Raw genomic sequence first — 22918 nt, forward strand, 5'->3', positions numbered from 1 at the left:
CTGCCACTACCAGAAATACGACAAACATCATATGGCTCATAAACCCATGCCACGCCTGGATTTAACCAGTTTGGTCAGCGAGAATAAAACAACCGAATTTCTGCTGTAATCCATAACCCGGATCAATAAAATAGCGGCGGAAAATATTCCCTTCACAATGTAAATTCCCTGATAATTATTCGGGTATTCCGGGGTGCCAGTGACGGCGGCCATCAGGCAAAATTAGCTGCGTTACTGATTGCCTCGCAATCATTGATTAATTTCACTTGCGACTTTAGCTGCATTTTGTAATGTGAAGGACTCACCAGTAGGAAACTGGCCTGGAACAAACAGCACACACCTCGCAGGAATACGTTATGAAAAATGTTGGTTTTATCGGCTGGCGCGGAATGGTCGGCTCTGTCCTCATGCAACGCATGGTTGAAGAGCGCGATTTTGACGCCATTCGCCCTGTTTTTTTCTCCACCTCTCAGCTGGGGCAGCCTGCTCCATCTTTTGGTGGCAGTACCGGTGGCACGCTTCAGGATGCGTTTGATCTGGAAGCGCTGAAGGCGCTGGACATTATTGTCACGTGTCAGGGCGGCGATTACACCAACGATATTTACCCGAAGCTGCGTGAAAGCGGCTGGCAGGGCTACTGGATTGACGCGGCCTCTTCGCTGCGCATGAAGGACGACGCCATTATCATTCTTGACCCGGTGAACCAGGACGTCATTACCGCAGGTCTGAACAACGGCGTGAAAACCTTTGTTGGCGGCAACTGTACCGTTAGCTTGATGCTGATGTCTCTCGGCGGCCTGTTTGCTCAGGATCTGGTCGAGTGGGTGAGCGTGGCGACTTATCAGGCGGCTTCCGGCGGCGGCGCGCGTCATATGCGCGAGCTGCTGACCCAGATGGGCCAACTGCACAGCCACGTTGCGGCTGAGCTGGCGGATCCGGCCTCCGCGATCCTTGAGATTGAACGCAAGGTCACCTCTTTGACCCGCAGCGGCGAACTGGCGGTGGACAACTTTGGCGTTCCTCTGGCGGGCAGCCTGATCCCATGGATCGACAAGCAGCTGGATAACGGCCAGAGCCGTGAAGAGTGGAAAGGCCAGGCGGAGACCAACAAAATTCTCGCGACCGCCTCACCGATTCCGGTAGACGGCTTGTGCGTTCGCGTTGGCGCGCTGCGCTGCCATAGCCAGGCGTTCACTATCAAGCTGAAAAAAGATGTTTCTATTCCGACCGTTGAGGAACTGCTGGCCGCGCACAACCCGTGGGCCAAAGTGGTGCCGAACGATCGTGATATTACTATGCGTGAGCTGACCCCGGCTGCCGTCACCGGCACCCTGACCACCCCGGTGGGCCGCCTGCGTAAACTGAACATGGGGCCGGAGTATCTGTCGGCTTTCACCGTGGGCGACCAGCTGCTGTGGGGGGCCGCCGAGCCGCTCCGCCGCATGCTAAAACAGCTGGCGTAGTCGTCACAAGATGGGAAAAGGGGTGTTGAAACACCCCTTTTTTTTGCGTAATACAAGGAGTAAACGCGAATGTTAGATTTTTCCCAACGGAGGTAACTCAGCCTTGGCTATGCTTTAAGTAAGGAGTCACGCTGTCTCCTTACCTGAAGGTGGGACGGAGCAGGGGGACGCATAACGTGCTGCGCCGTTCAGGTCAAAAAAAGTCGCCGGATACAGGAAAGGGCGACACCTACAACAGGATGAAACCATGTCTAATCGTATTGATAAGGACGTGATTAATGCGCTTATCGCCGGCCATTTTGCGGATCCTTTTTCCGTGCTTGGCATGCATTACGCCGACGCCGGGCTGGAAGTTCGTGCATTATTACCCGATGCCACCGATGTGTGGGTCATTGAACCAAAAACCGGACGCAAAGTCGGCAAGCTAGAATGCCTCGACTCGCGCGGTTTCTTCTGCGGCGTTCTGCCGCGCCGCAAAAATCCTTTTCGCTATCAGCTGGCCGTCACCTGGCACGGGCAGCAGAACCTGATTGATGACCCGTATCGTTTTGGTCCGCTGTTGCAGGATCTCGATGTCTGGCTACTGTCGGAAGGCACGCATCTGCGTCCTTATGAAACGCTGGGCGCGCATGCCGACACCATGGACGGGGTGGTCGGCACGCGCTTCTCGGTCTGGGCGCCTAACGCCCGCCGGGTATCGGTTGTCGGCCAGTTTAACTACTGGGACGGCCGCCGTCATCCGATGCGCCTGCGCAAAGAGTCCGGCATCTGGGAGCTATTTGTTCCCGGCGCGCTGAACGGTCAGCTGTATAAATTCGAGCTTATCGATGCCCATGGCAATCTGCGGGTGAAATCTGACCCTTACGCTTTTGAAGCGCAAATGCGCCCGGAGAGCGCCTCGCTTATCTGCGGGCTGCCGGAAAAGGTCGAGCAGCCGCCGGAGCGCAAACAGGCGAATCAGTTTGATGCGCCGATATCGATTTATGAAGTACACCTCGGCTCCTGGCGCCGCCACACCGATAATAACTTCTGGTTAAGCTACCGCGAGCTTGCCGACCAGCTGGTCCCGTATGCCAAATGGATGGGCTTTACCCACCTCGAACTGTTGCCGGTTAACGAGCATCCGTTTGACGGCAGCTGGGGCTATCAGCCGACCGGGCTGTACGCGCCCACCCGTCGCTTCGGCACCCGGGAGGATTTCCGCTACTTTATCAACGCCGCGCACGCCGCGGGGCTTAACGTTATTCTGGACTGGGTGCCCGGTCATTTCCCGGCGGATGATTTTGCTCTCGCTTCGTTTGACGGCACCTCGCTGTATGAACACAGCGACCCGCGCGAAGGCTATCACCAGGACTGGAATACCCTGATCTACAACTATGGCCGCCGCGAGGTCAGCAACTACCTGGTTGGTAATGCGCTGTACTGGATCGAGCGCTTTGGCATTGACGCGCTGCGGGTCGATGCGGTGGCGTCGATGATTTATCGCGACTACAGCCGCAAACAGGGCGAGTGGGTACCGAACGAGTTCGGCGGTCGGGAAAACCTGGAGGCGATTGAGTTTCTGCGTAATACCAACCGCGTGCTGGGCGAACAGACGCCGGGCGCGGTGACGATGGCGGAAGAGTCGACTGATTTTCCCGGCGTTTCTCGTCCTTCCTCAACCGGCGGGCTGGGTTTCTGGTTTAAATGGAACCTCGGCTGGATGCACGACACCCTCGACTATATGAAGCTGGACCCGGTGCATCGTCGACATCATCACGACAAGATGACCTTCGGCATGCTCTACAACTACACCGAAAACTTTGTCCTGCCGCTCTCTCATGATGAAGTGGTACACGGCAAAAAATCGATTCTCGACCGCATGCCGGGCGACGCATGGCAGAAGTTCGCCAACCTGCGCGCCTACTACGGCTGGCTGTTTGCCTTCCCGGGTAAAAAGCTGCTGTTTATGGGCAATGAGTTTGCTCAGGGGCGTGAGTGGAACCACGATGCGAGCCTCGACTGGCATCTGCTGGAGGGCGGCGACAACTGGCACCACGGCGTCCAGCGGCTAGTCCGCGACCTCAATCATACCTATCGTCACCACAAAGCGCTGCATGAGCTGGATTTCGACCCTTATGGCTTTGAATGGCTGGTGGTGGACGATCATGAGCGCTCAGTGTTTATCTTTGTTCGTCGCGACAAGGCGGGCAATGAAATCATCGTCGCCAGCAACTTCACTCCGGTGCCGCGTCATGAGTACCGATTTGGCATCAACCAGCCCGGCCGCTGGCGTGAAGAGCTGAACACCGACTCCATGCACTACCACGGCAGCAATACCGGCAACGGCGGGGTCGTTGAAAGCGAAGCGATCGCCAGCCACGGTCGTGAACACTCCCTCTCCATTACCCTGCCGCCGCTGGCGACGGTGTGGCTGGTGCGGGAGGCGCAATGATCGCACTCACTGCAGGAAAGCCCGCGCCTTTAGGGGCCAGCTACGACGGTAAAGGCGTGAATTTCGCACTCTTTTCCGCCCATGCGGAGCGGGTGGAACTCTGCGTGTTTGACGACCAGGGCAATGAGCGGCGCGTCGACATGCCCGCGCGCAGCGGCGATATCTTGCACGGCTGGCTCGCCGATGCCGGGCCTGGCTTACGCTACGGCTATCGCGTCCACGGGCCCTGGGACCCGGCGCAGGGACACCGCTTCAATCCGGCCAAACTGCTGCTCGACCCCTGCTGTCATCACGTGGAGGGCGGGCTGCCTGACGATGAGCGTCTGCACGGCGGCGACTTCGCTCCCGACAACCGCGACAGCGCAGCGATAGCGCCGAAGTCGCGTGTGATCGACCTGCATTACGACTGGCGCGGCGATAAGCCGCCGCGCACGCCGTGGGGCCAGACGGTGATTTATGAAGCCCACGTCAAGGGGCTGACGTATCTGCACCCCGATCTGCCGGAGAGTATCCGCGGCACCTATAAAGCGCTCGGTCACCCGGTGATGATCGATTACTTCCGCACGCTTGGCATTACTGCACTAGAGTTAATGCCGGTGGCGCAGTTCGCCAGCGAACCGCGCCTTCAGCGGATGGGGTTAAGCAACTACTGGGGCTACAACCCGCTGGCGATTTTCGCCCTCGATACCCGCTACGCCAGCGTGACGGAACAGGCGTTAAATGAGTTTCGCGATGCGGTTAAAGCGCTGCATGCAGCGGGCATTGAAGTGATCCTTGACGTGGTGCTCAACCATAGCGCGGAGATAGACCTGGAAGGGCCGACCTTCTCGCTGCGCGGAATCGATAACCGTAGCTATTATTGGATCAGGGAAGACGGTGATTACCACAACTGGACCGGCTGCGGGAACACCATCAACCTCAGCCACCCCGGCGTGGTGGAGTATGCCCGCCAGTGCCTGCGCTTTTGGGTCGATGAGTGTCACGTCGACGGCTTTCGTTTCGACCTGGCTTCGGTGATGGGGCGGACGCCGGCGTTTCGTCAGGATGCGCCGCTGTTTGAGGCCATCCGTAACGATCCGCATCTTGCGGAGGTGAAGCTGATCGCGGAACCCTGGGATATCGGTCCCGGCGGCTACCAGGTGGGGAACTTTCCGCCGCTGTTCGCCGAGTGGAACGACCATTTTCGCGATACCGCGCGTCGTTTTTGGCTGCAGCAGAACGTCTCGCTGGGCGACTTCGCTCAGCGCTTTGCCGCTTCCAGCGACGTCTTTCAGCGTCATGGACGAGCGCCTGCGGCGGCGGTGAATCTGGTCACCGCCCATGACGGTTTTACCCTGCGCGACTGCGTTTGTTTCAATCAGAAACATAATGAAGCGAACGGGGAGGAGAATCGCGATGGGACTAACAATAACTACAGCAACAATCATGGTATAGAAGGATTAGAAGGGAGTCTTGCCGTGATTGAACGGCGTCGTGCCAGCGTTCACGCTCTCCTTGCGACGCTGCTGCTGGCGCAGGGAACGCCGATGCTGCTGGCGGGTGACGAACACGGTCACAGCCAGCATGGCAACAATAATGCTTACTGTCAGGACAATGCGTTTACCTGGCTGGACTGGAACCATACTAACCGCGGGCTGACCGCGTTCACCGCCGCGCTAATTCATCTGCGCCAGCGTATTCCGGCTTTAACCGAGAATCGCTGGTGGCAGGAGGGAGACGGCCGCGTTCGCTGGTTAAACCAACATGCGCAGCCGCTGTCCGCCGATGAATGGCAGCACGGTGCGCCGCGTATGCAGATCATATTGTCCGATCGCTGGCTGATGGCGCTCAACGCCACCGCCGAGGTGGCGGAGATGGTTTTACCTGCGGGGGAATGGCGCGCCATTCCACCTTTCGCCGGAGAGGATAATCCGGTCACTATGGCTGTCTGGCATGGGCCCGCGCACGGAGTGTGCGTATTTCAAAGGTCGTAACCTCGGGGCTTCCGGTTGGTCTCGAAGCGGCGGCGCGGCGAGAAGGGCAGGCAAGCTGGGGAGTAAAAAAGGAGTTAATTATGGTTGGGGTAGAAAAGAACGATCCGTTGATGCTGGCGCGTCAGTTGCCGATCAAATCCGTTGCGCTGATCCTTGCTGGGGGACGTGGTACCCGTCTGAAGGATCTGACCAATAAACGCGCGAAACCTGCTGTCCATTTCGGCGGCAAGTTCCGCATTATCGATTTTGCGTTATCTAACTGTATTAACTCAGGCATTCGCCGTATCGGCGTCATCACCCAGTATCAATCGCATACTCTGGTGCAGCATATCCAGCGCGGCTGGTCGTTCTTCAATGAAGAGATGAACGAGTTTGTTGACCTGCTGCCCGCTCAGCAAAGGATGCAGGGGGAAAACTGGTATCGCGGCACGGCGGACGCGGTGACGCAGAACCTCGACATCATTCGTCGCTACAAGGCGGAGTACGTCGTTATCCTCGCGGGCGACCATATTTACAAACAAGACTACTCGCGGATGCTTATCGATCACGTCGAAAAAGGCGCGCGTTGCACCGTCGCCTGTATGCCGGTGCCTATTGAAGAAGCACGGGCGTTCGGGGTGATGGCGGTGGACGAGAGCGATAAGATTATCGATTTCGTCGAAAAGCCGGCTAACCCTCCGGCGATGCCGGGCGATGCCAGCAAATCGTTGGCGAGTATGGGTATCTATGTCTTTGATGCGGATTACCTTTATGAGCTGCTGGAAGACGACGATAACGACGAAAGCTCCAGCCACGATTTTGGTAAAGACATCATCCCGAAAATCACCAAAGCTGGCATGGCTTATGCACATCCTTTCCCACTCTCCTGCGTGCAGTCCGATCCGCAGTCTGAACCCTACTGGCGCGATGTGGGGACCCTGGAAGCTTACTGGAAAGCCAACCTCGATCTGGCTTCGGTGACTCCAGAGCTGGATATGTACGATCAGAACTGGCCGATTCGCACCCATATGGAGCCTTTGCCACCGGCAAAATTCGTTCAGGACCGCTCGGGTAGCCACGGGATGACCCTGAACTCGCTTGTCTCCGGGGGCTGTATTATCTCTGGTTCGGTGGTCGTGCAGTCGGTGCTGTTCCCGCGCGTGCGGGTGAATTCATTCTGTAACATTGATTCGGCAGTTTTGTTGCCAGAGGTTTGGGTTGGCCGTTCGTGCCGCCTGCGTCGCTGCATTATTGACCGCGCTTGCGTGATCCCGGAAGGTATGGTTGTTGGGGAGAACGCGGAAGAAGATGCACGCCGTTTCTACCGCTCGGAGGAAGGTATCGTGCTGGTCACCCGCGACATGCTGCGGAAATTGGGGTACCCACAGGAGCGCTAATGCAGGTATTACATGTATGTTCAGAGATGTTCCCGCTGTTAAAAACCGGTGGACTGGCGGATGTGATCGGCGCGCTGCCTGCAGCGCAAATCGCAGGAGGCGTCGACACTCGCGTGCTGCTGCCGGCGTTTCCCGATCTCCGTCGCGGCGTAACGGATGCGCAGGTGGTGACGCGCCGGGAGACCTTTGCCGGGCGCATCACCCTGCTGTTCGGGCACTTTAACGGCGTGGGCATCTATTTGATTGATGCCCCGCATCTCTACGATCGGCCAGGGAGCCCTTACCACGATACCAATCAGCACGCTTACACCGACAACGTGCTGCGCTTTGCGCTACTGGGATGGGTAGGCAGCGAGATGGCCTGCGGCCTGGATCCTTTCTGGCGCCCTGATGTTGTTCACGCCCACGACTGGCATGCGGGCCTGACGCCGGCCTATCTGGCGGCGCGCGGTCACCCAGCTAAGTCGGTCTTTACGGTGCATAACCTGGCCTACCAGGGGATGTTCTACTCGTGGCATATGAACGACATTGAACTGCCGTGGTCGTTTTACAACGTTCATGGACTGGAATTTAACGGCCAGATCTCCTTTCTGAAGGCCGGCCTCTATTACGCCGACCACATTACGGCGGTCAGTCCAACCTATGCCCGTGAAATCACCGAGCCGCAGTTCGCTTATGGGATGGAAGGGCTGCTGCGTCAGCGTCAGCACGAGGGCCGCCTCTCCGGGATCCTCAACGGGGTGGATGACCATATCTGGAATCCGGAAAGCGACCTGCTGCTGGCCGCGCGCTATGACCGCGATAGGCTGGAAGAAAAAGCGGAGAATAAACGCCAGTTGCAAATCGCCATGGGTCTGAAGGTGGATGACAAAGCGCCGCTGTTTGCCGTTGTCAGCCGTCTGACCAGCCAGAAAGGGCTGGACCTGGTGCTTGAAGCGCTGCCGGGCCTGCTTGAACAGGGCGGCCAGCTGGCGCTGCTGGGGGCGGGCGATCCGGTGCTGCAGGAGGGATTCCTTGCCGCCGCGGCCGAACATCCGGGTAAAGTCGGCGTACAGATTGGTTACCATGAAGCCTTCTCGCACCGCATTATGGGCGGCGCCGATGTGATTCTGGTGCCGAGCCGTTTTGAACCGTGCGGCTTAACCCAGCTGTACGGACTGAAGTATGGCACGCTACCGCTGGTGCGGCGTACCGGCGGCCTGGCGGATACCGTTTCCGACTGCTCGCTGGAGAACCTCGCCGATGGTCTGGCTACCGGCTTTGTTTTTGAAGACAGCAACGCCTTGTCGCTGCTGCGGGCGATTCGACGCACGTTTGTTCTGTGGTCGCGCCCATCGCTCTGGCGCTACGTCCAGCGTCAGGCGATGAATATGGATTTTAGCTGGCAGGTTGCCGCGAATTCTTACCGCGAACTTTATCAACGCTTGCTGTAACCAGGAGCCAAAGCTATGAATGTACCTTTTAGCTACTCATCACCCACCCTGAGCGTTGAGGCGTTAAAGCACTCTATTGCTTATAAGCTGATGTTTATCATCGGCAAAGATCCGGCTATCGCTAACAAGCATGAATGGCTCAACGCCACGCTGTTCGCCGTTCGCGATCGCATGGTTGAGCGCTGGCTGCGCTCAAACCGTGCGCAGCTTTCTCAGGAAGTTCGCCAGGTTTACTACCTGTCGATGGAATTTTTGATTGGCCGTACGTTGTCCAACGCGCTGTTATCGCTCGGCATTTATGAAGATGTGAACAGCGCGCTGGAAGAGATGGGGCTGAACCTTGAAGAATTAATTGATGAAGAAAACGACCCGGGCTTAGGTAACGGCGGTCTTGGTCGTCTGGCGGCCTGCTTCCTCGATTCGCTTGCGGCGCTGGGGTTACCGGGCCGCGGCTACGGTATCCGCTACGACTACGGGATGTTTAAGCAGAATATCGTCGATGGGCGGCAGAAAGAATCCCCGGATTACTGGCTGGAGTACGGCAACCCGTGGGAGTTCGAGCGCCATAATACGCGTTACAAAGTGCGCTTCGGCGGCCGTATTCAGCAGGAAGGTAAATACTCCCGCTGGGTGGAGACCGAAGAGATTATTGCAGAAGCCTATGACCAGATTATCCCTGGCTTCGACACCGACGCTACCAACACGCTGCGCCTGTGGAGCGCCCAGGCCAGCAGCGAGATCAACCTCGGTAAATTCAACCAGGGCGACTACTTCGCGGCGGTGGAAGATAAAAACCATTCCGAGAACGTGTCGCGGGTGCTCTATCCGGATGACTCGACCTATTCAGGACGCGAGCTGCGCCTGCGGCAGGAGTACTTCCTCGTATCGGCGACGGTGCAGGACATCCTCAGCCGCCACTACCAGCTGCATAAAACCTACGCCAACCTGGCAGACAAAATCGCGATTCATCTCAACGACACGCATCCAGTGCTGTCGATTCCGGAGCTGATGCGCCTGCTGATTGACGAGCATAAGTTCAGCTGGGATGAGGCGTTCGAGGTGACCTGCCAGGTCTTCTCCTATACCAACCATACCCTGATGAGCGAAGCGCTGGAGACCTGGCCTGTCGAGATGCTGGGTAAAATCCTGCCGCGTCATTTGCAGATTATCTTCGAGATCAACGACTATTTCCTGAAGACCCTGCAGGAGCAGTACCCCAACGATACGGCGATGCTGGGCCGGACGTCGATTATCGACGAGTCCAACGGTCGTCGCGTACGTATGGCGTGGCTGGCGGTGGTGGTGAGCCATAAGGTCAACGGCGTGTCGGAGCTGCACTCCCGGCTGATGGTCGAGTCGCTGTTTGCCGAATTTGCCAAAATCTTCCCGATGCGCTTTACCAACGTCACGAACGGCGTGACGCCGCGCCGCTGGCTGGCGCTGGCGAATCCGCCGCTATCAAAAGTACTGGATGAAAATATCGGCCATAACTGGCGCACGGATTTGAGCCAGTTGAAGGAGCTGGAGCAGCATATTGACTATCCGAAAGTCAACCAGGCGGTGCGCCAGGCTAAGCTGGAAAACAAGCAGCGGCTGGCGAACTACATTGGTCAGCAGCTTAATGTGGTAGTGAATCCGAAGGCGCTGTTTGATGTGCAGATCAAGCGTATTCACGAGTACAAACGTCAGCTGATGAACGTGCTGCACGTGATTACTCGCTACAATCGCATTAAGGCCAACCCCGACGCCGAGTGGGTGCCGCGGGTGAATATCTTCGCCGGAAAGGCGGCTTCGGCTTACTACATGGCCAAACATATTATTCATTTAATTAACGACGTCGCGGCGGTGGTGAATAACGATCCGCAGATTGGCGATAAGCTGAAAGTGGTGTTTATCCCTAACTACAGCGTCAGCCTCGCGCAACTGATCATTCCGGCGGCGGATCTCTCCGAGCAGATTTCGCTGGCGGGAACGGAGGCCTCCGGGACCAGTAATATGAAGTTCGCGCTTAACGGCGCGTTAACCATCGGTACTCTGGACGGCGCTAACGTTGAGATGCAGGAGCACGTAGGGGCGGATAATTTCTTTATCTTCGGTAATACGGCGGAAGAGGTGGAGGCCCTGCGTGCCGACGGCTACAAACCGCGTGATTACTATGAGCAGGATGAAGAGCTGCACCAGGCGCTGACGCAGATCGGCACCGGCCTGTTCAGCCCATCGGAGCCGGGCCGCTATCGCGATCTGCTGGATTCGCTGATTAACTTTGGCGACCACTACCAGGTGCTGGCGGATTTTCGTAGCTACGTGGATTGTCAGGATAAGGTGGATGAGCTGTATCTTCACCCGGAAGAGTGGGCCAACAAAGCGATGCTCAATATCGCCAATATGGGCTACTTCTCTTCTGACCGCACGATCAAGGAGTATGCCGACCATATCTGGCATATCGATCCAGTACGTCTGTAGCGGGTTAGCCATAACAAAACGGGGCCACCAGGCCCCGTTGCTATTTACAGTTTTACGACGCTAACGACAGTTCAGACTTTCCCGCGTGCTGCGCCAGCCACTCGCTGATGCGCGCCTGCTGCTCGGCATTCAGCCACATACCTTGTTTGGTCCGGCGCCAGATAGCGTCATCCAGACGGCGTACCCACTCGTGTTCTACCAGATAGCGCAGCTCGGCTTCATAAAACTCGTGGCCGAAATCTTCGCCCAGATCGGCAAGCGAAGTCGCTTCGCCGAGGATCCATTCGCTATTGCTGCCGTAAGTCCGCGCATAGTGGCGGGCCATCGATTCGCTGATAAACGAAAAGCGGCGGCGCAGCTTTGCCGCGTAGTCGTCACGGTCGCCGCCGATATCGCCGCCGGGCAGTACCGCGGTTTTGGTCCATGCCGGGCCGATGCCTTTATAGTAAGGCGTCAGTTTCTCCAGCGCATGCTCGGCAAGCTTACGATAGGTCGTGAGCTTGCCGCCAAAGACCGACAGCAGCGGAGCCTGTCCGTTTTCATCGTGAATATCGAGGGTGTAATCGCGGGTGATCGCCTGCGGTGAGTCGGATTCATCGTCGCACAGCGGGCGTACGCCGGAGTAGGTCCAGACAATATCGTCCCGCGTGAGCGTCTTTTTAAAGTGGGCGTTATAGACGTTCAGCAGGTAATTAATCTCTTTACCGTCGATCGCCACGGCTTTTGGGTCGCCTTTATATTCAACGTCGGTGGTGCCAATGATGGAGAATTCATCCATCCACGGGATCACAAAAACAATACGTTTATCTTCATTTTGCAGGATGTAGGCCTGCTTCTGCGCATGCACGCGCGGCACGACGATATGGCTGCCCTTAATCAAACGGATGCCGTACGGTGAGCGCAGGTGCATCCCTTCATCGAAGAACTGTTTAACCCACGGGCCAGTGGCGTTAACCAGACCGCGCGCCTGCCAGGTAAACTTCTCGCCGCTATCAATATCTTCTGCCTCAACAATCCACAAACCGTTTTCACGTTTTGCCGAGATGGCGCGGGTACGGGTGCGCACTTCCCCGCCTTTACGCACAACCATCTGGGCGTTGGCCAGCACCATGCGCGCATCGTCGACCCAGCAGTCGGAATATTCGAAACCGCGCACGATTTCAGGTTTAAGTACCGATTCTGTGCCAAAACGCAACCCGGTTGAGCTGGGTAAACTGGTGCGCTTGCCCAGATGATCGTACATAAACAGCCCAATGCGGATCATCCACGCCGGGCGCAGGTGCGGACGATGCGGTAAACGAAAGCGCATCGGGAAGGCGATGTGCGGGGCCATTTTTAATAACACTTCACGCTCGGCCAGCGCTTCGCTCACCAGGCGGAACTCATAGTGTTCAAGGTAGCGCAGCCCGCCGTGAATCAGCTTTGAGCTGGCGCTGGATGTGGCGCAGGCCAGATCGTTCGCCTCCAGCATCAGCACGGATAAACCACGCCCTGCGGCGTCTGCCGCGATACCGGCACCGTTGATGCCTCCCCCTATCACAATCAGATCTTTGGTTTCCACGCTCGCCACCTCTTACACTTTCGTTTAAGCTCATAAATGTTCGATATCGCTCAATATAGCAAACAATCGAGCTATTGGTAACATCAAAAAAACATTTCAGAGTGATGCGTGTAACATATTGGCGTTTATTTAGCGCCAGGCTGTACACTAGACGCTAAAATCCAGGGCGTTCGCCGCCTGCCTGTATATCCGTATATAAAGAAGAGAGCTTATGGATCGCTTTGAATGTATTAACGTAGAAGAAGCCCACCAGAAAATGCACCAGCAGACGGCGGTGCTGGTCGATATTCGCGACCCGCAAAGCTATGCAATGGGCCACACGCCGGGCGCTTTTCATCTGACTAACGATACGCTGGGCGCGTTTATGCGCGACAACGATTTTGATACGGCGGTCATGGTGATGTGTTATCACGGCAACAGCAGCAAAGGCGCCGCACAGTATCTGCTACAGCAGGGTTACGACAAGGTTTATAGCGTGGACGGCGGGTTTGATGCCTGGCATCGGCATTTCCCGGCGGAAGTTGCGCATGGCGCACTTTAGGCGTTAGCGTCGGTTGTGGCTATAATATCTCCCTTTGTGTGGAATAAGCGATCCGCTGCATGTTAATGATTACCTCTTTTGCCAACCCGCGCGTGGCCCAGGCGTTTGTCGACTATATGGCGACGCAGGGGATTATTCTGACTATTCAGCAGCATACGCAGAGCGATATCTGGCTGGCCGATGAGTCCCAGGCTGGACGCGTGCAGGCCGAGCTGGCCCGTTTTCTGGAAAATCCCGCCGATCCGCGTTACCTTGCCGCCAGCTGGCAGTCGGGGCACACCAACAGCGGGCTGCACTACCAGCGCTTCCCCTTTTTAGCGACGCTTCGCCATAACGCCGGGCCGGTGACCTGGGGCGTGCTCTTCGCCTGCATCGTCGTCTTTGTCCTGCAAACGGTCATTGGCGATCAACCGGTCATGCTGCTGTTGGCCTGGCCCTACGATCCTTCGCTGAAATTTGAAGTCTGGCGCTACTTTAGCCATGCGCTCATGCACTTCTCGCTGATGCATATTTTGTTCAACCTGCTATGGTGGTGGTACCTCGGCGGAGCGGTAGAAAAGCGCATTGGCAGCGGCAAACTGGTGGTGATTACCGTAATCAGCGCCTTGCTGAGCGGCTTTGTTCAGCATCAGTTTAGCGGCCCGTGGTTTGGCGGACTGTCCGGCGTGGTCTATGCGCTAATGGGCTATGTCTGGCTGCGAGGCGAGCGCGATCCGCAAAGTGGCGTTTATTTACAGCGCGGCTTGATACTCTTTTCTTTAGTGTGGTTAATTGCTGGCTGGTTTGATGTTTTCGGCATGTCGATTGCGAACGGCGCGCACGTGGCCGGTCTGGTGACCGGGCTGGCGATGGCGTTTGTTGATACGCAGAATGTGCGAAAACGAACGTAGAGATTCCCAGGGATATTTCATGAAACAAACACAACGTCATGACGCGATTATCGAGCTGGTAAAAAAACAGGGATACGTCAGTACCGAAGAGCTTGTCGAGCAGTTTGCCGTCAGCCCGCAGACCATTCGCCGCGATCTGAATGATTTAGCCGATCAGAAAATGATCCTCCGTCATCACGGCGGCGCCGCGCTACCTTCCAGCTCGGTGAATACTTCATGGCACGACAGGAAATCGACCCAGACTCAGGAAAAAGAGCGCATTGCCCGCAAGGTGGCGAGCGAAATCCCCGACGGTGCGACGCTGTTTATCGATATCGGTACCACGCCGGAAGCGGTAGCCCATGCGCTGCTTAACCATAACGATCTGCGTATCGTCACCAATAACCTCAACGTCGCCAATACGCTGATGGTGAAAGAGGATTTCCGCATTATTCTGGCCGGCGGCGAGCTGCGTAGCAGGGACGGCGGTATCATCGGTGAAGCCACCCTGGATTTTATCTCCCAGTTTCGTCTTGATTTCGGCATTCTCGGCATCAGCGGTATCGACACCGATGGCTCACTGCTGGAGTTCGACTACCATGAAGTGCGCACCAAGCGGGCGATTATTGAAAACTCTCGTCACGTGATGCTGGTCGTTGACCATTCTAAGTTTGGCCGTAACGCGATGGTTAATATGGGCAGCATCAGTATGGTTGATGCGGTCTACACCGATGTTATGCCGCCGGCCGGCGTGCTGAAGGTGATTACCGACAATAATCTTCAGCTGGAGCTGTGCTGATTCATTAACTTTTCCGGGGCAGGCCAACGCGCGCCGCATGGCGTGATGCCGCGGGTGATATGTCACGCGCTTATCTCCGGTGATGGAGAGGGAGAACGCCAGGCGGAGGGAAATTTTTCCGCCGGCAATTATCAGGGTGGCGATGTATAAGGCCAGCCGATAGCGGCTTATACGCCGTATCCCATCATTTTCAACAGCTGCTGGGCATGCTGAACGGCATCCTGGCGGTGCGCCACGCCCAACTTCTGATACAAATTACGGATATGTGTTTTAATCGTCGTGGCGGCCACGTCCAGCTCACCGGCGATCTGCTCGTTGCTGTAACCGGAATAGATGAGCCCCAGCACCTGCCATTCGCGCTGGGTCAGCGGGCTGGTACGGATAAGTTCCGGCACTTCCGGATGGTTCAGCAGCCGCTCGACGAAGCTCTCGTCAAAGTGGGCGAACTTATGGCGATGATGCTGGTTGATATCGCGCAGAATACGCTGGGCGCGGTGCTGCTCCAGCTCCGGTAGCGTATTGAGCTGAATCAGCTGGCGCAGCTGCTGCGCCATCGCTTCGCCTTCAATGACAAAATGATTAATAAACCCGGTGCGGTTCGCGAGGGTGAGCGCTTCCAGCAGCGCTTTTTGCGCCTCGCTCTTACGCCCTGCCTGCCAGTAGAGCTGGTTGAGCAGCAGCAGGTTGCGGTTCAGATCGCTCATCAAACGCAGCGAGCGGGCGTTATCGTTTAACTCATCCAGTACCATTTCGGCGGAATCAAAATCGCCGAGCAGAATTTGCGCGCGGGCGATATTGCGCCACTGGCTCTGCAGGAAGTGGTTATTGGCGAACTCCGGTTTTGGCGTCTGGCGCAGCCAGTTTGCCGCGGCGGCTTTGTCGCCGATCATCTGCCAGTAGATAACCCGGACTTTATCGGCATTGGATACCCAGTCGCTATGGTAATGACCGTTGCCCAGCAGGTTTTCCAGGCGATTCAAATGGCTGCGGGCGTTATCCAGATCGCCGCGCGCCAGCGAGCACTGCACCATCAGCGTCAGGCACTGCAGCTGCTGCTGCGGTTGATAGGACGAGAGCACGTTCATGCCGCTGCGCGCGGAGGTTTCCGCTTCATCCAGCCGTGCCCAGGCCCACAGGAGCTGGGAACGAATACGCAGCAGGAACTCATGCATCGGCAGCTGTTCCAGATGCTGTTCACGAATGAGCTGGAAAGCTTTTTCCTGAATTTCCCAGGCGGCCTGCAGGAAGCCCTGTGCGAAGAGAATTTCGCTTTGCTGGATCATGCTCCATAACGCGTAGTGCCAGACGTCATGACGGCGGGCCATCTGTTCCGTCTGCTGCATGACCGCCAGCGATTTGCTCAACTGGCCTTTGCAGTGCAGAACTTCGCCGTGTACGGATGTGGCAACGATGCGGCTGTAGTAGCTGGCCAGCGGTAGTTCATCAAGGGCCACCATCGCCAGGCGCTCGGCTTCGTCCTGATCGCCGGCGTTGATCGCCACCTGGGCACGCAGGGCGTTGAAATCGCCGTGCATGGCGGTGTCCATTTCCGAATCCATTTCCTGCTCGGCGCGCGCCAGCAGGGTATTGACTTCACTATAGCGGTGCTGGCTCTGCATCAGCCAGGCCTGCAAAAGAATCAAACGCGGGTTTTCCAGCAGGTTTGACCAAGGCAGCGCGGCGAGGGACTGTTCCAGCAAACTCAGCTCGCTGTGGTTAAACATGCCCCACGCGTGGTTGAGCAGAATATCGCGCAGCATTTTGGCGTCACCCGCGGCCAGGGCGTGATGAATAGCTTCGCTCGGGAAGCCTTGCGCCATCCAGCTCTCAGCGGCCGCACGGTGAATTTCCGGCAGTTCGACCGCCAGCTCCCACTGGCAGCGCTGGCGCAGGAAGTTGCCGAACAGCGGATGGTAGCGAAACCATTCGCCGGAGTCGTCCATCCGCTGCAGGAATAATCCCTGACGCTCAATTTCTTCCAGCTGCATCTGGCCATTCTCTTCGCCGGTGACGCGGACGATGAGCGCATCGTTCATCGAGCGCAGCAGCGAGCTTTTTAGCAGGAAGTTACGCGTCCGCGGGTCCACGTTATCCAGCACCTCATCGACCAGATAGTCAGAAAGATGGCTGGCGTTAATACCGGCAAGACGACGGGCGGAGTGATGGGCGGAAGTATTGTTCTGGCGCGCCGAGAGGGCAATCAGCTGCAGCGCGGTGGCCCAGCCGGCAACATCGTCGCACAGCCTTTTGCTATCGTCGGCCTCAATAGGCGAACTGAGACGACAGTCGAAAAACTGCTTCGCTTCCTGATGGGTAAAAGCGAGCTGCTGGCTGCCGATTTCCAGCAGCTGATCGCGCACGCGCAGGTTGGCGATACCCAGCTGCGGCAGATTACGCGACAGCACCACCAGCGTCATATTTTCCGGCTGATGGCGGAGGAAGAAACGCATCGCATCATGAATAACCGGATTGGTGATCAGATGATAATCATCAATCACCAGGAATAACGGGCGCTGCCAGTCGGCCAGCTCAATAAACAGTTGCGCGAAGAGAGAGGGCAGGCTGGCGTACTGGCGCTTTTGCACCATCGCTTCGCTGGCCGCACAGTGGCCGCCTGTCGCCTGCTGAACGGCGGCGATAAGATAGCTGGCAAAACGCTCCTGTTGGTTATCGCCTTCATCCAGCGAGAACCAGCCGAGATCGTTTTTCCCCGCCGCCCATTGAGAAACGAGCGTGGTTTTACCGTATCCAGCCGGACTGGTCACCAACGCGAGACGATAATTGTTCGCGCCGGAAAGTTTCGCCAGCAATCGCTCACGAACCACAGTGTGTTCAAGGCGGACCGGGCGACTTAATTTAGACGGAATCAACATAGTTCTTCATTTCGCTGTGCAAGTGAGGAATTGCGAATTTTTTTGCGCTTCGTAATTAATATCCAATAAGGTCGGCCATAATGAATTTTATTGCAAGTTATGTCCGAGTTTTATGCTCTTGAATTTGCTCTATGTCACAAATTTGCATAGTGAGAGAAATTCATATAAATGCGCGGCAGCGCGCGCGGTTATTGGGATTGCGGAAGTTTTAGGCACGATAAGCTAATCTTTTATTACAAAATTAGTAGCTGTTTGTTTTTAATGAAATATTATCAGTGAAATCTTATAAGTCATCTTTTTGAGCTATTTCTGCATTACAGTCCGTTTATTCTGCAGATATTTACTTTTATTTGGCAATATTTACAAATCGATGTTTTGCCCGCTTTTATCGTCCTGGCTTGTAACAAAATTTAGCGCGGTAAGCAGGCCGATTTGTGATTCCGGCGTGGCGAATTTTGCAGCATAATTTTTGCCGGTAAGCTAACGTAATAGTGGCCACGATCACACTTTTCGCTCATCCCTGCTACTCCTCCCCGGCTAATCCCTGGCGGGATGAGGACGTGACTCCGGGAGGTCGGCACACTAACGCTAACGTTTTAGTAAAGGACCCGGATTACTTATGTCACAGACTTCTTTTAACAAAGCTCAGTTTCAGGCTGCACTGACGCGTCAGTGGCAGCATTTTGGTTTACAGTCCGCTTCCGAGATGACCCAGCGTCAATGGTGGCGCGCCGTAAGCGGCGCGCTGTCCGAGCTGTTGTCGGCTCAGCCGGTAGTGAAAGCGACCGAAGGACAGCGCCACGTAAACTATATCTCCATGGAGTTTTTGATTGGTCGCCTGACCGGCAACAACCTGCTCAACCTCGGCTGGTATCAGCAGGTCAGCGATGAGCTTCAGGCGCATGACGTTAACCTGACCGACTTGCTGGAAGAGGAAATCGACCCGGGCCTGGGCAACGGCGGCCTCGGTCGTCTGGCGGCATGTTTCCTTGATTCTATGGCCACCGTGGGACAATCGGCGACCGGCTACGGCCTGAACTACCAGTACGGCCTGTTCCGCCAATCTTTCGCTGATGGCCAGCAGATGGAAGCGCCGGATGACTGGGGGCGTAATAGCTACCCGTGGTTCCGCCACAACGAAGCGCTGGACGTGCAGGTTGGCCTCGGCGGTAAAGTGACCAAAAGTGGTGAGTGGGTACCGGCATTCGTGATTACCGGCGAAGCCTGGGATCTGCCGGTGCTGGGCTACCGTAACAACGTGGCTCAGCCGCTGCGCCTGTGGCAGGCTAAGCACGCGCATCCGTTTAACCTGACCAAATTCAACGATGGCGATTTCCTGCGTGCCGAACAGCAGGGCATTGACGCCGAAAAACTGACGAAAGTTCTCTACCCGAACGATAACCATCAGGCGGGTAAAAAACTGCGTCTGATGCAGCAGTACTTCCAGTGCGCCTGTTCGGTTGCCGATATTCTGCGTCGCCATCATCTGGCGGGCCGCAAGCTGGCGGAGCTGGCGGATTATGAAGTCATCCAGCTTAACGATACTCACCCGACGATTGCGATTCCGGAACTGCTGCGCGTGCTGATTGATGAGCATCAGCTGAGCTGGGACGACGCCTGGGCAATTACCAGCAAAACCTTCGCGTATACCAACCACACCCTGATGCCGGAAGCGCTGGAGTGCTGGGATGAGAAGCTGGTGAAAGCGCTTCTGCCGCGCCACATGCAGATCATCAAACAGATTAATGACCGCTTTAAAACGCTGGTGGATAAAACCTGGCCGGGCGATAAGCAGGTGTGGGCGAAACTGGCGGTGGTGCACGATAAACAGGTTCGCATGGCGAACATGTGCGTGGTGAGCGGCTTTGCGGTTAATGGCGTTGCCGCGCTGCACTCCGACCTGGTGGTGAAAGATCTGTTCCCGGAATATCACCAGCTGTGGCCGAATAAATTCCATAACGTCACCAACGGTATTACCCCGCGCCGCTGGATCAAACAGTGCAACCCGGCTCTGGCCGCGCTGCTGGATAAAACCCTGAAGAAAGAGTGGGCCAACGATCTCGACCAGCTGATCAACCTCGAAAAATATGCCGATGACGCTAAGTTCCGTCAGATGTATCGCGACATTAAGCTGGCTAACAAAGTTCGTCTGGCGGAGTTTGTGAAGCGGCGTACCGGTATCGAGATTAATCCGCAGGCGATTTTCGATATCCAGATCAAGCGCCTGCACGAGTACAAACGCCAGCACCTGAACCTGCTGAATATTCTTGCGCAGTACAAAGAAATTCACGAGAACCCGCAGGCGGACCGCGTACCGCGCGTGTTCCTGTTCGGCGCGAAAGCGGCGCCGGGCTACTATCTGGCGAAGAATATTATCTGGGCGATCAATAAGGTTGCCGCCGCGATCAACAACGATCCGCTGGTCGGCGATAAGCTGAAAGTGGTATTCCTGCCGGATTACTGCGTCTCGGCGGCGGAAATGCTGATCCCGGCGGCGGATGTCTCCGAGCAGATCTCAACGGCGGGTAAAGAGGCCTCCGGTACCGGCAACATGAAGCTGGCGCTGAACGGCGCGCTGACCGTGGGAACCCTGGATGGAGCGAACGTGGAAATCGCTGAGCAGGTAGGCGAAGAAAACATTTTTATCTTCGGTCATACCGTGGAAGAAGTGAAAGCGCTGAAGGCCAAAGGCTACGATCCGCTGAAATGGCGTAAGAAAGACAAGCTGCTGGACGCGGTGCTAAAAGAGCTGGAGAGCGGTAAATACAGCGATGGCGATAAGCATGCTTTCGACCAGATGCTGCACAGCCTGCTGAAAGGCGGCGACCCGTACCTGGTGCTGGCAGATTTTGAAGCCTACGTGGCGGCGCAGAAGCAGGTTGATGAGCTGTATCGCGACCAGGAAGCCTGGACGCGCGCGACGATTCTGAATACCGCGCGCTGCGGCATGTTCAGCTCCGACCGCTCGATTCGCGATTATCAGCAACGTATCTGGCAGGCAAAACGCTAAGGACAGGCCTATGGAGACTAAACGCCTTGATAACGCAGCCCTGGCGGCGGGAATAAGCCCAAGCTATATCAACGCGCACGGTAAGCCGCAGTCCATTGCTGCGGCCACCAAGCAGCGGCTGCTTGATGCGATGCATCGTACCACCATCACCCCGAAGGCGGTGGTTAACCCACTGCCAGCGGTGCAGGTGTTCACCCACGGCAAAAAGATGTCTCTGCCGGTAGCGGGCCAGGGGGAGTTTCACTGGATCCTCACTACCGAAGAAGGGAAACAGTATCAGGGCCAGGCGCGCGGCGGTGAAACGCTGCCGCTGCCGGCAAGATTACCGGAAGGGTATCATACGCTCACGCTGACTCAGGACGGCGATCGCTGGCACTGCCGGGCGATCGTCGCGCCCGCGCGCTGCTACGAACCGCAGGCGCTGAAGGATGGCCAGAAACTGTGGGGAACCTGCGTGCAGCTGTATACGCTGCGCTCGGAGAAGAACTGGGGGATTGGCGACTTCGGCGATTTACGCGCGATGCTGCCGGAAATCGCCCGCCGGGGTGGCTCGTTTATCGGACTTAACCCGATTCACGCGCTCTATCCGGCTAACCCGGAGAGCGCCAGTCCGTACAGCCCCTCTTCGCGCCGCTGGCTCAACGTTATCTATATTGACGTCAATGCGGTAGAGGATTTCCGTCATAGCAAAGAGGCGCAGAAATGGTGGCAATCACCGGCTACGCAGCAGACTTTACAGGCCGCGCGCCAGACCGATGACGTTGACTATACCGCCGTGACCGCCCTTAAGCTCACCGCGCTGCGCATGGCCTGGAAAGGTTTTTCTGCGCGCAACGATGAGGCGATGGCGGAGTTTCGCCAGTTTGTCACCCGCGAGGGCGACAGCCTGTACTGGCAGGCGGCGTTTGACGCGCTGCATGCCTGGCAGGTGCAACAGGACCCGATGCGCTGGGGCTGGCCCGCGTGGCCGAAGGCTTATCAGGATACCGATAGCCCGGAGGTTAAAACGTTCTGCACCGAACATGCCGATGAGGTGAATTTTTACCTGTGGCTGCAGTGGCTCGCTTATACCCAGTTTGCCGAGTGCTGGCATACCAGCCAAAACGACGCCATGCCGATCGGCCTGTATCGCGACCTGGCGGTGGGCGTTGCGGAAGGCGGGGCGGAAACCTGGTGCGATCGCGAGCTGTACTGCCTGAAAGCCTCCGTCGGCGCGCCCCCAGATATCCTGGGCCCGCTGGGGCAAAACTGGGGTCTGCCGCCGATGGATCCGCATATCATGGTGGCGCGCGCCTATGAGCCTTTCGTCGAGCTGTTGCGCGCGAATATGCAAAACTGCGGGGCGCTACGCATCGATCATGTCATGTCGGTGCTGCGTTTGTGGTGGATCCCTTACGGCGAGACGGCCGATCACGGCGCCTATGTGCAGTATCCGGTAGACGATCTTTTGTCGATTCTGGCGCTGGAGAGTAAGCGTCATCGCTGTATGGTGATCGGCGAGGATCTGGGAACCGTACCGGTTGAGATCGTCGGCAAGCTGCGTAAAAGCGGCGTTTACTCCTACAAAGTGCTCTATTTCGAAAATGACCACGAAAAGACTTTCCGTGCGCCGAAGGCGTATCCGGAGCAATCAATGGCTGTGGCAACGACGCATGACCTGCCAACGTTGCGCGGCTACTGGGAAAGCGGCGACCTGACGCTGGGTAAATCACTCGGCCTGTATCCGGATGAGGTGGTATTACGCGGACTGTATCAGGATCGCGAGCTGGCGAAGCAGGGGCTGCTGGATGCTCTGCACCGCTATGGCTGTCTGCCAAAGCGTACCGGACATAAAGCGTCGCTGATGGCGATGACGCCAACCCTGAATCGCGGAATGCAGCGCTATATCGCCGACAGCAACAGCGCGCTGCTGGGCCTGCAGCCGGAAGATTGGCTGGTGATGGCTGAGCCGGTCAATATTCCCGGGACCAGCACCGAGTATCCAAACTGGCGTCGTAAGCTTTCCACTACGCTTGAGGCGATGTTTGCCGATGAGCAGGTAAATAAGCTGATTAAGGATCTGGATAAGCGGCGCAAGGCAGCGAGTAAGAAGAAGCCAGCCTGATGTAAGCCAAAAAAAGCCG

General features: G+C 56.7%; 13 protein-coding genes. 11 read left to right on the forward strand and 2 right to left on the reverse strand.

From position 1 onward, the window contains the following. The first annotated feature begins 356 nt into the window (after positions 1-356). The 6 genes from asd to glgP all read left to right on the forward strand — a co-directional run bounded on the left by asd (position 357) and on the right by glgP (position 11142). Positions 357-1463 carry an aspartate-semialdehyde dehydrogenase gene (gene asd / locus EGY08_RS16920; protein WP_049115486.1) on the forward strand — a complete coding sequence of 369 codons (1107 nt, stop codon included), beginning with the start codon at positions 357-359 and terminating at the stop codon, positions 1461-1463. A 247-nt stretch (positions 1464-1710) separates the two neighbouring features. Then, positions 1711-3897: a 1,4-alpha-glucan branching enzyme gene (gene glgB, locus EGY08_RS16925; protein WP_004126099.1), complete on the forward strand. Its 2187-nt coding sequence runs from the start codon at positions 1711-1713 to the stop codon at positions 3895-3897. Then, complete coding sequence (glgX, locus tag EGY08_RS16930; protein ID WP_123828701.1) at positions 3894-5870, forward strand: glycogen debranching protein GlgX; 1977 nt, start codon at positions 3894-3896, stop codon at positions 5868-5870. Before glgB ends, glgX begins: the two co-directional genes overlap by 4 nt. Before the next feature lie 80 nt (positions 5871-5950). Further along, positions 5951-7246, forward strand: a complete 1296-nt coding sequence (glgC, locus tag EGY08_RS16935) for a glucose-1-phosphate adenylyltransferase (RefSeq protein ID WP_004126094.1) — start codon at positions 5951-5953, stop codon at positions 7244-7246. Beyond that, positions 7246-8679 (forward strand): glycogen synthase GlgA, encoded by a 1434-nt coding sequence (gene glgA / locus EGY08_RS16940; RefSeq protein ID WP_004126091.1) that lies wholly within the window; start codon positions 7246-7248, stop codon positions 8677-8679. The genes glgC and glgA overlap by 1 nt, the downstream gene beginning before the upstream one ends. A 15-nt stretch (positions 8680-8694) precedes the next feature. Then, positions 8695-11142, forward strand: a complete 2448-nt coding sequence (gene glgP / locus EGY08_RS16945; protein ID WP_004126089.1) for a glycogen phosphorylase — start codon at positions 8695-8697, stop codon at positions 11140-11142. 52 nt (positions 11143-11194) lie between these two features. On the opposite strand, the gene glpD is transcribed toward glgP, so the two are convergent. Then, positions 11195-12703: a glycerol-3-phosphate dehydrogenase gene (glpD, locus tag EGY08_RS16950; RefSeq protein ID WP_004126088.1), complete on the reverse strand. Its 1509-nt coding sequence runs from the start codon at positions 12701-12703 to the stop codon at positions 11195-11197. A gap of 211 nt (positions 12704-12914) precedes the next feature. On the opposite strand from glpD, the gene glpE reads away from it, so the two are divergent. From glpE to EGY08_RS16965, 3 genes are read left to right on the forward strand one after another with little or no spacing between them, the layout of a single operon-like run. Further along, a complete protein-coding gene (gene glpE, locus EGY08_RS16955; protein ID WP_004126086.1) occupies positions 12915-13244 on the forward strand; it encodes a thiosulfate sulfurtransferase GlpE in 330 nt (109 codons plus the stop codon). Between the two features lie 59 nt (positions 13245-13303). After that, positions 13304-14134 carry a rhomboid family intramembrane serine protease GlpG gene (gene glpG / locus EGY08_RS16960; RefSeq protein ID WP_032741973.1) on the forward strand — a complete coding sequence of 277 codons (831 nt, stop codon included), beginning with the start codon at positions 13304-13306 and terminating at the stop codon, positions 14132-14134. Positions 14135-14153: 19 nt separating this feature from the next. Next, positions 14154-14912, forward strand: a complete 759-nt coding sequence (locus EGY08_RS16965; protein WP_004126080.1) for a DeoR/GlpR family transcriptional regulator — start codon at positions 14154-14156, stop codon at positions 14910-14912. A 167-nt stretch (positions 14913-15079) separates the two neighbouring features. Here EGY08_RS16965 and malT read toward each other — a convergent pair whose 3' ends face one another. Further along, entirely contained in the window at positions 15080-17785 is a 2706-nt protein-coding gene (gene malT / locus EGY08_RS16970; RefSeq protein ID WP_004126077.1) for an HTH-type transcriptional regulator MalT, read from the reverse strand. Between the two features lie 619 nt (positions 17786-18404). On the opposite strand from malT, the gene malP reads away from it, so the two are divergent. Then, complete coding sequence (gene malP, locus EGY08_RS16980) at positions 18405-20795, forward strand: maltodextrin phosphorylase (protein ID WP_123828702.1); 2391 nt, start codon at positions 18405-18407, stop codon at positions 20793-20795. Positions 20796-20805: 10 nt separating this feature from the next. Beyond that, a complete protein-coding gene (gene malQ / locus EGY08_RS16985) occupies positions 20806-22899 on the forward strand; it encodes a 4-alpha-glucanotransferase (protein ID WP_004126069.1) in 2094 nt (697 codons plus the stop codon). Positions 22900-22918: the final 19 nt, after the last annotated feature.

This window comes from Klebsiella sp. FDAARGOS_511 (assembly GCF_003812845.1).
In the GTDB taxonomy this organism is placed as follows: domain Bacteria; phylum Pseudomonadota; class Gammaproteobacteria; order Enterobacterales; family Enterobacteriaceae; genus Klebsiella; species Klebsiella grimontii.

Excerpts from the sequence above, each read along its gene's own strand:
- asd (WP_049115486.1), top strand. The coding sequence starts at position 357 with ATGAAAAATGTTGGTTTTATCGGCTGGCGCGGAATGGTCGGCTCTGTC.
- glgB (WP_004126099.1), top strand. The coding sequence starts at position 1,711 with ATGTCTAATCGTATTGATAAGGACGTGATTAATGCGCTTATCGCCGGC.
- glgX (WP_123828701.1), top strand. The coding sequence starts at position 3,894 with ATGATCGCACTCACTGCAGGAAAGCCCGCGCCTTTAGGGGCCAGCTAC.
- glgC (WP_004126094.1), top strand. The coding sequence starts at position 5,951 with ATGGTTGGGGTAGAAAAGAACGATCCGTTGATGCTGGCGCGTCAGTTG.
- glgA (WP_004126091.1), top strand. The coding sequence starts at position 7,246 with ATGCAGGTATTACATGTATGTTCAGAGATGTTCCCGCTGTTAAAAACC.
- glgP (WP_004126089.1), top strand. The coding sequence starts at position 8,695 with ATGAATGTACCTTTTAGCTACTCATCACCCACCCTGAGCGTTGAGGCG.
- glpE (WP_004126086.1), top strand. The coding sequence starts at position 12,915 with ATGGATCGCTTTGAATGTATTAACGTAGAAGAAGCCCACCAGAAAATG.
- glpG (WP_032741973.1), top strand. The coding sequence starts at position 13,304 with ATGTTAATGATTACCTCTTTTGCCAACCCGCGCGTGGCCCAGGCGTTT.
- EGY08_RS16965 (WP_004126080.1), top strand. The coding sequence starts at position 14,154 with ATGAAACAAACACAACGTCATGACGCGATTATCGAGCTGGTAAAAAAA.
- malT (WP_004126077.1), bottom strand. The coding sequence starts at position 17,785 with ATGTTGATTCCGTCTAAATTAAGTCGCCCGGTCCGCCTTGAACACACT.
- malP (WP_123828702.1), top strand. The coding sequence starts at position 18,405 with ATGTCACAGACTTCTTTTAACAAAGCTCAGTTTCAGGCTGCACTGACG.
- malQ (WP_004126069.1), top strand. The coding sequence starts at position 20,806 with ATGGAGACTAAACGCCTTGATAACGCAGCCCTGGCGGCGGGAATAAGC.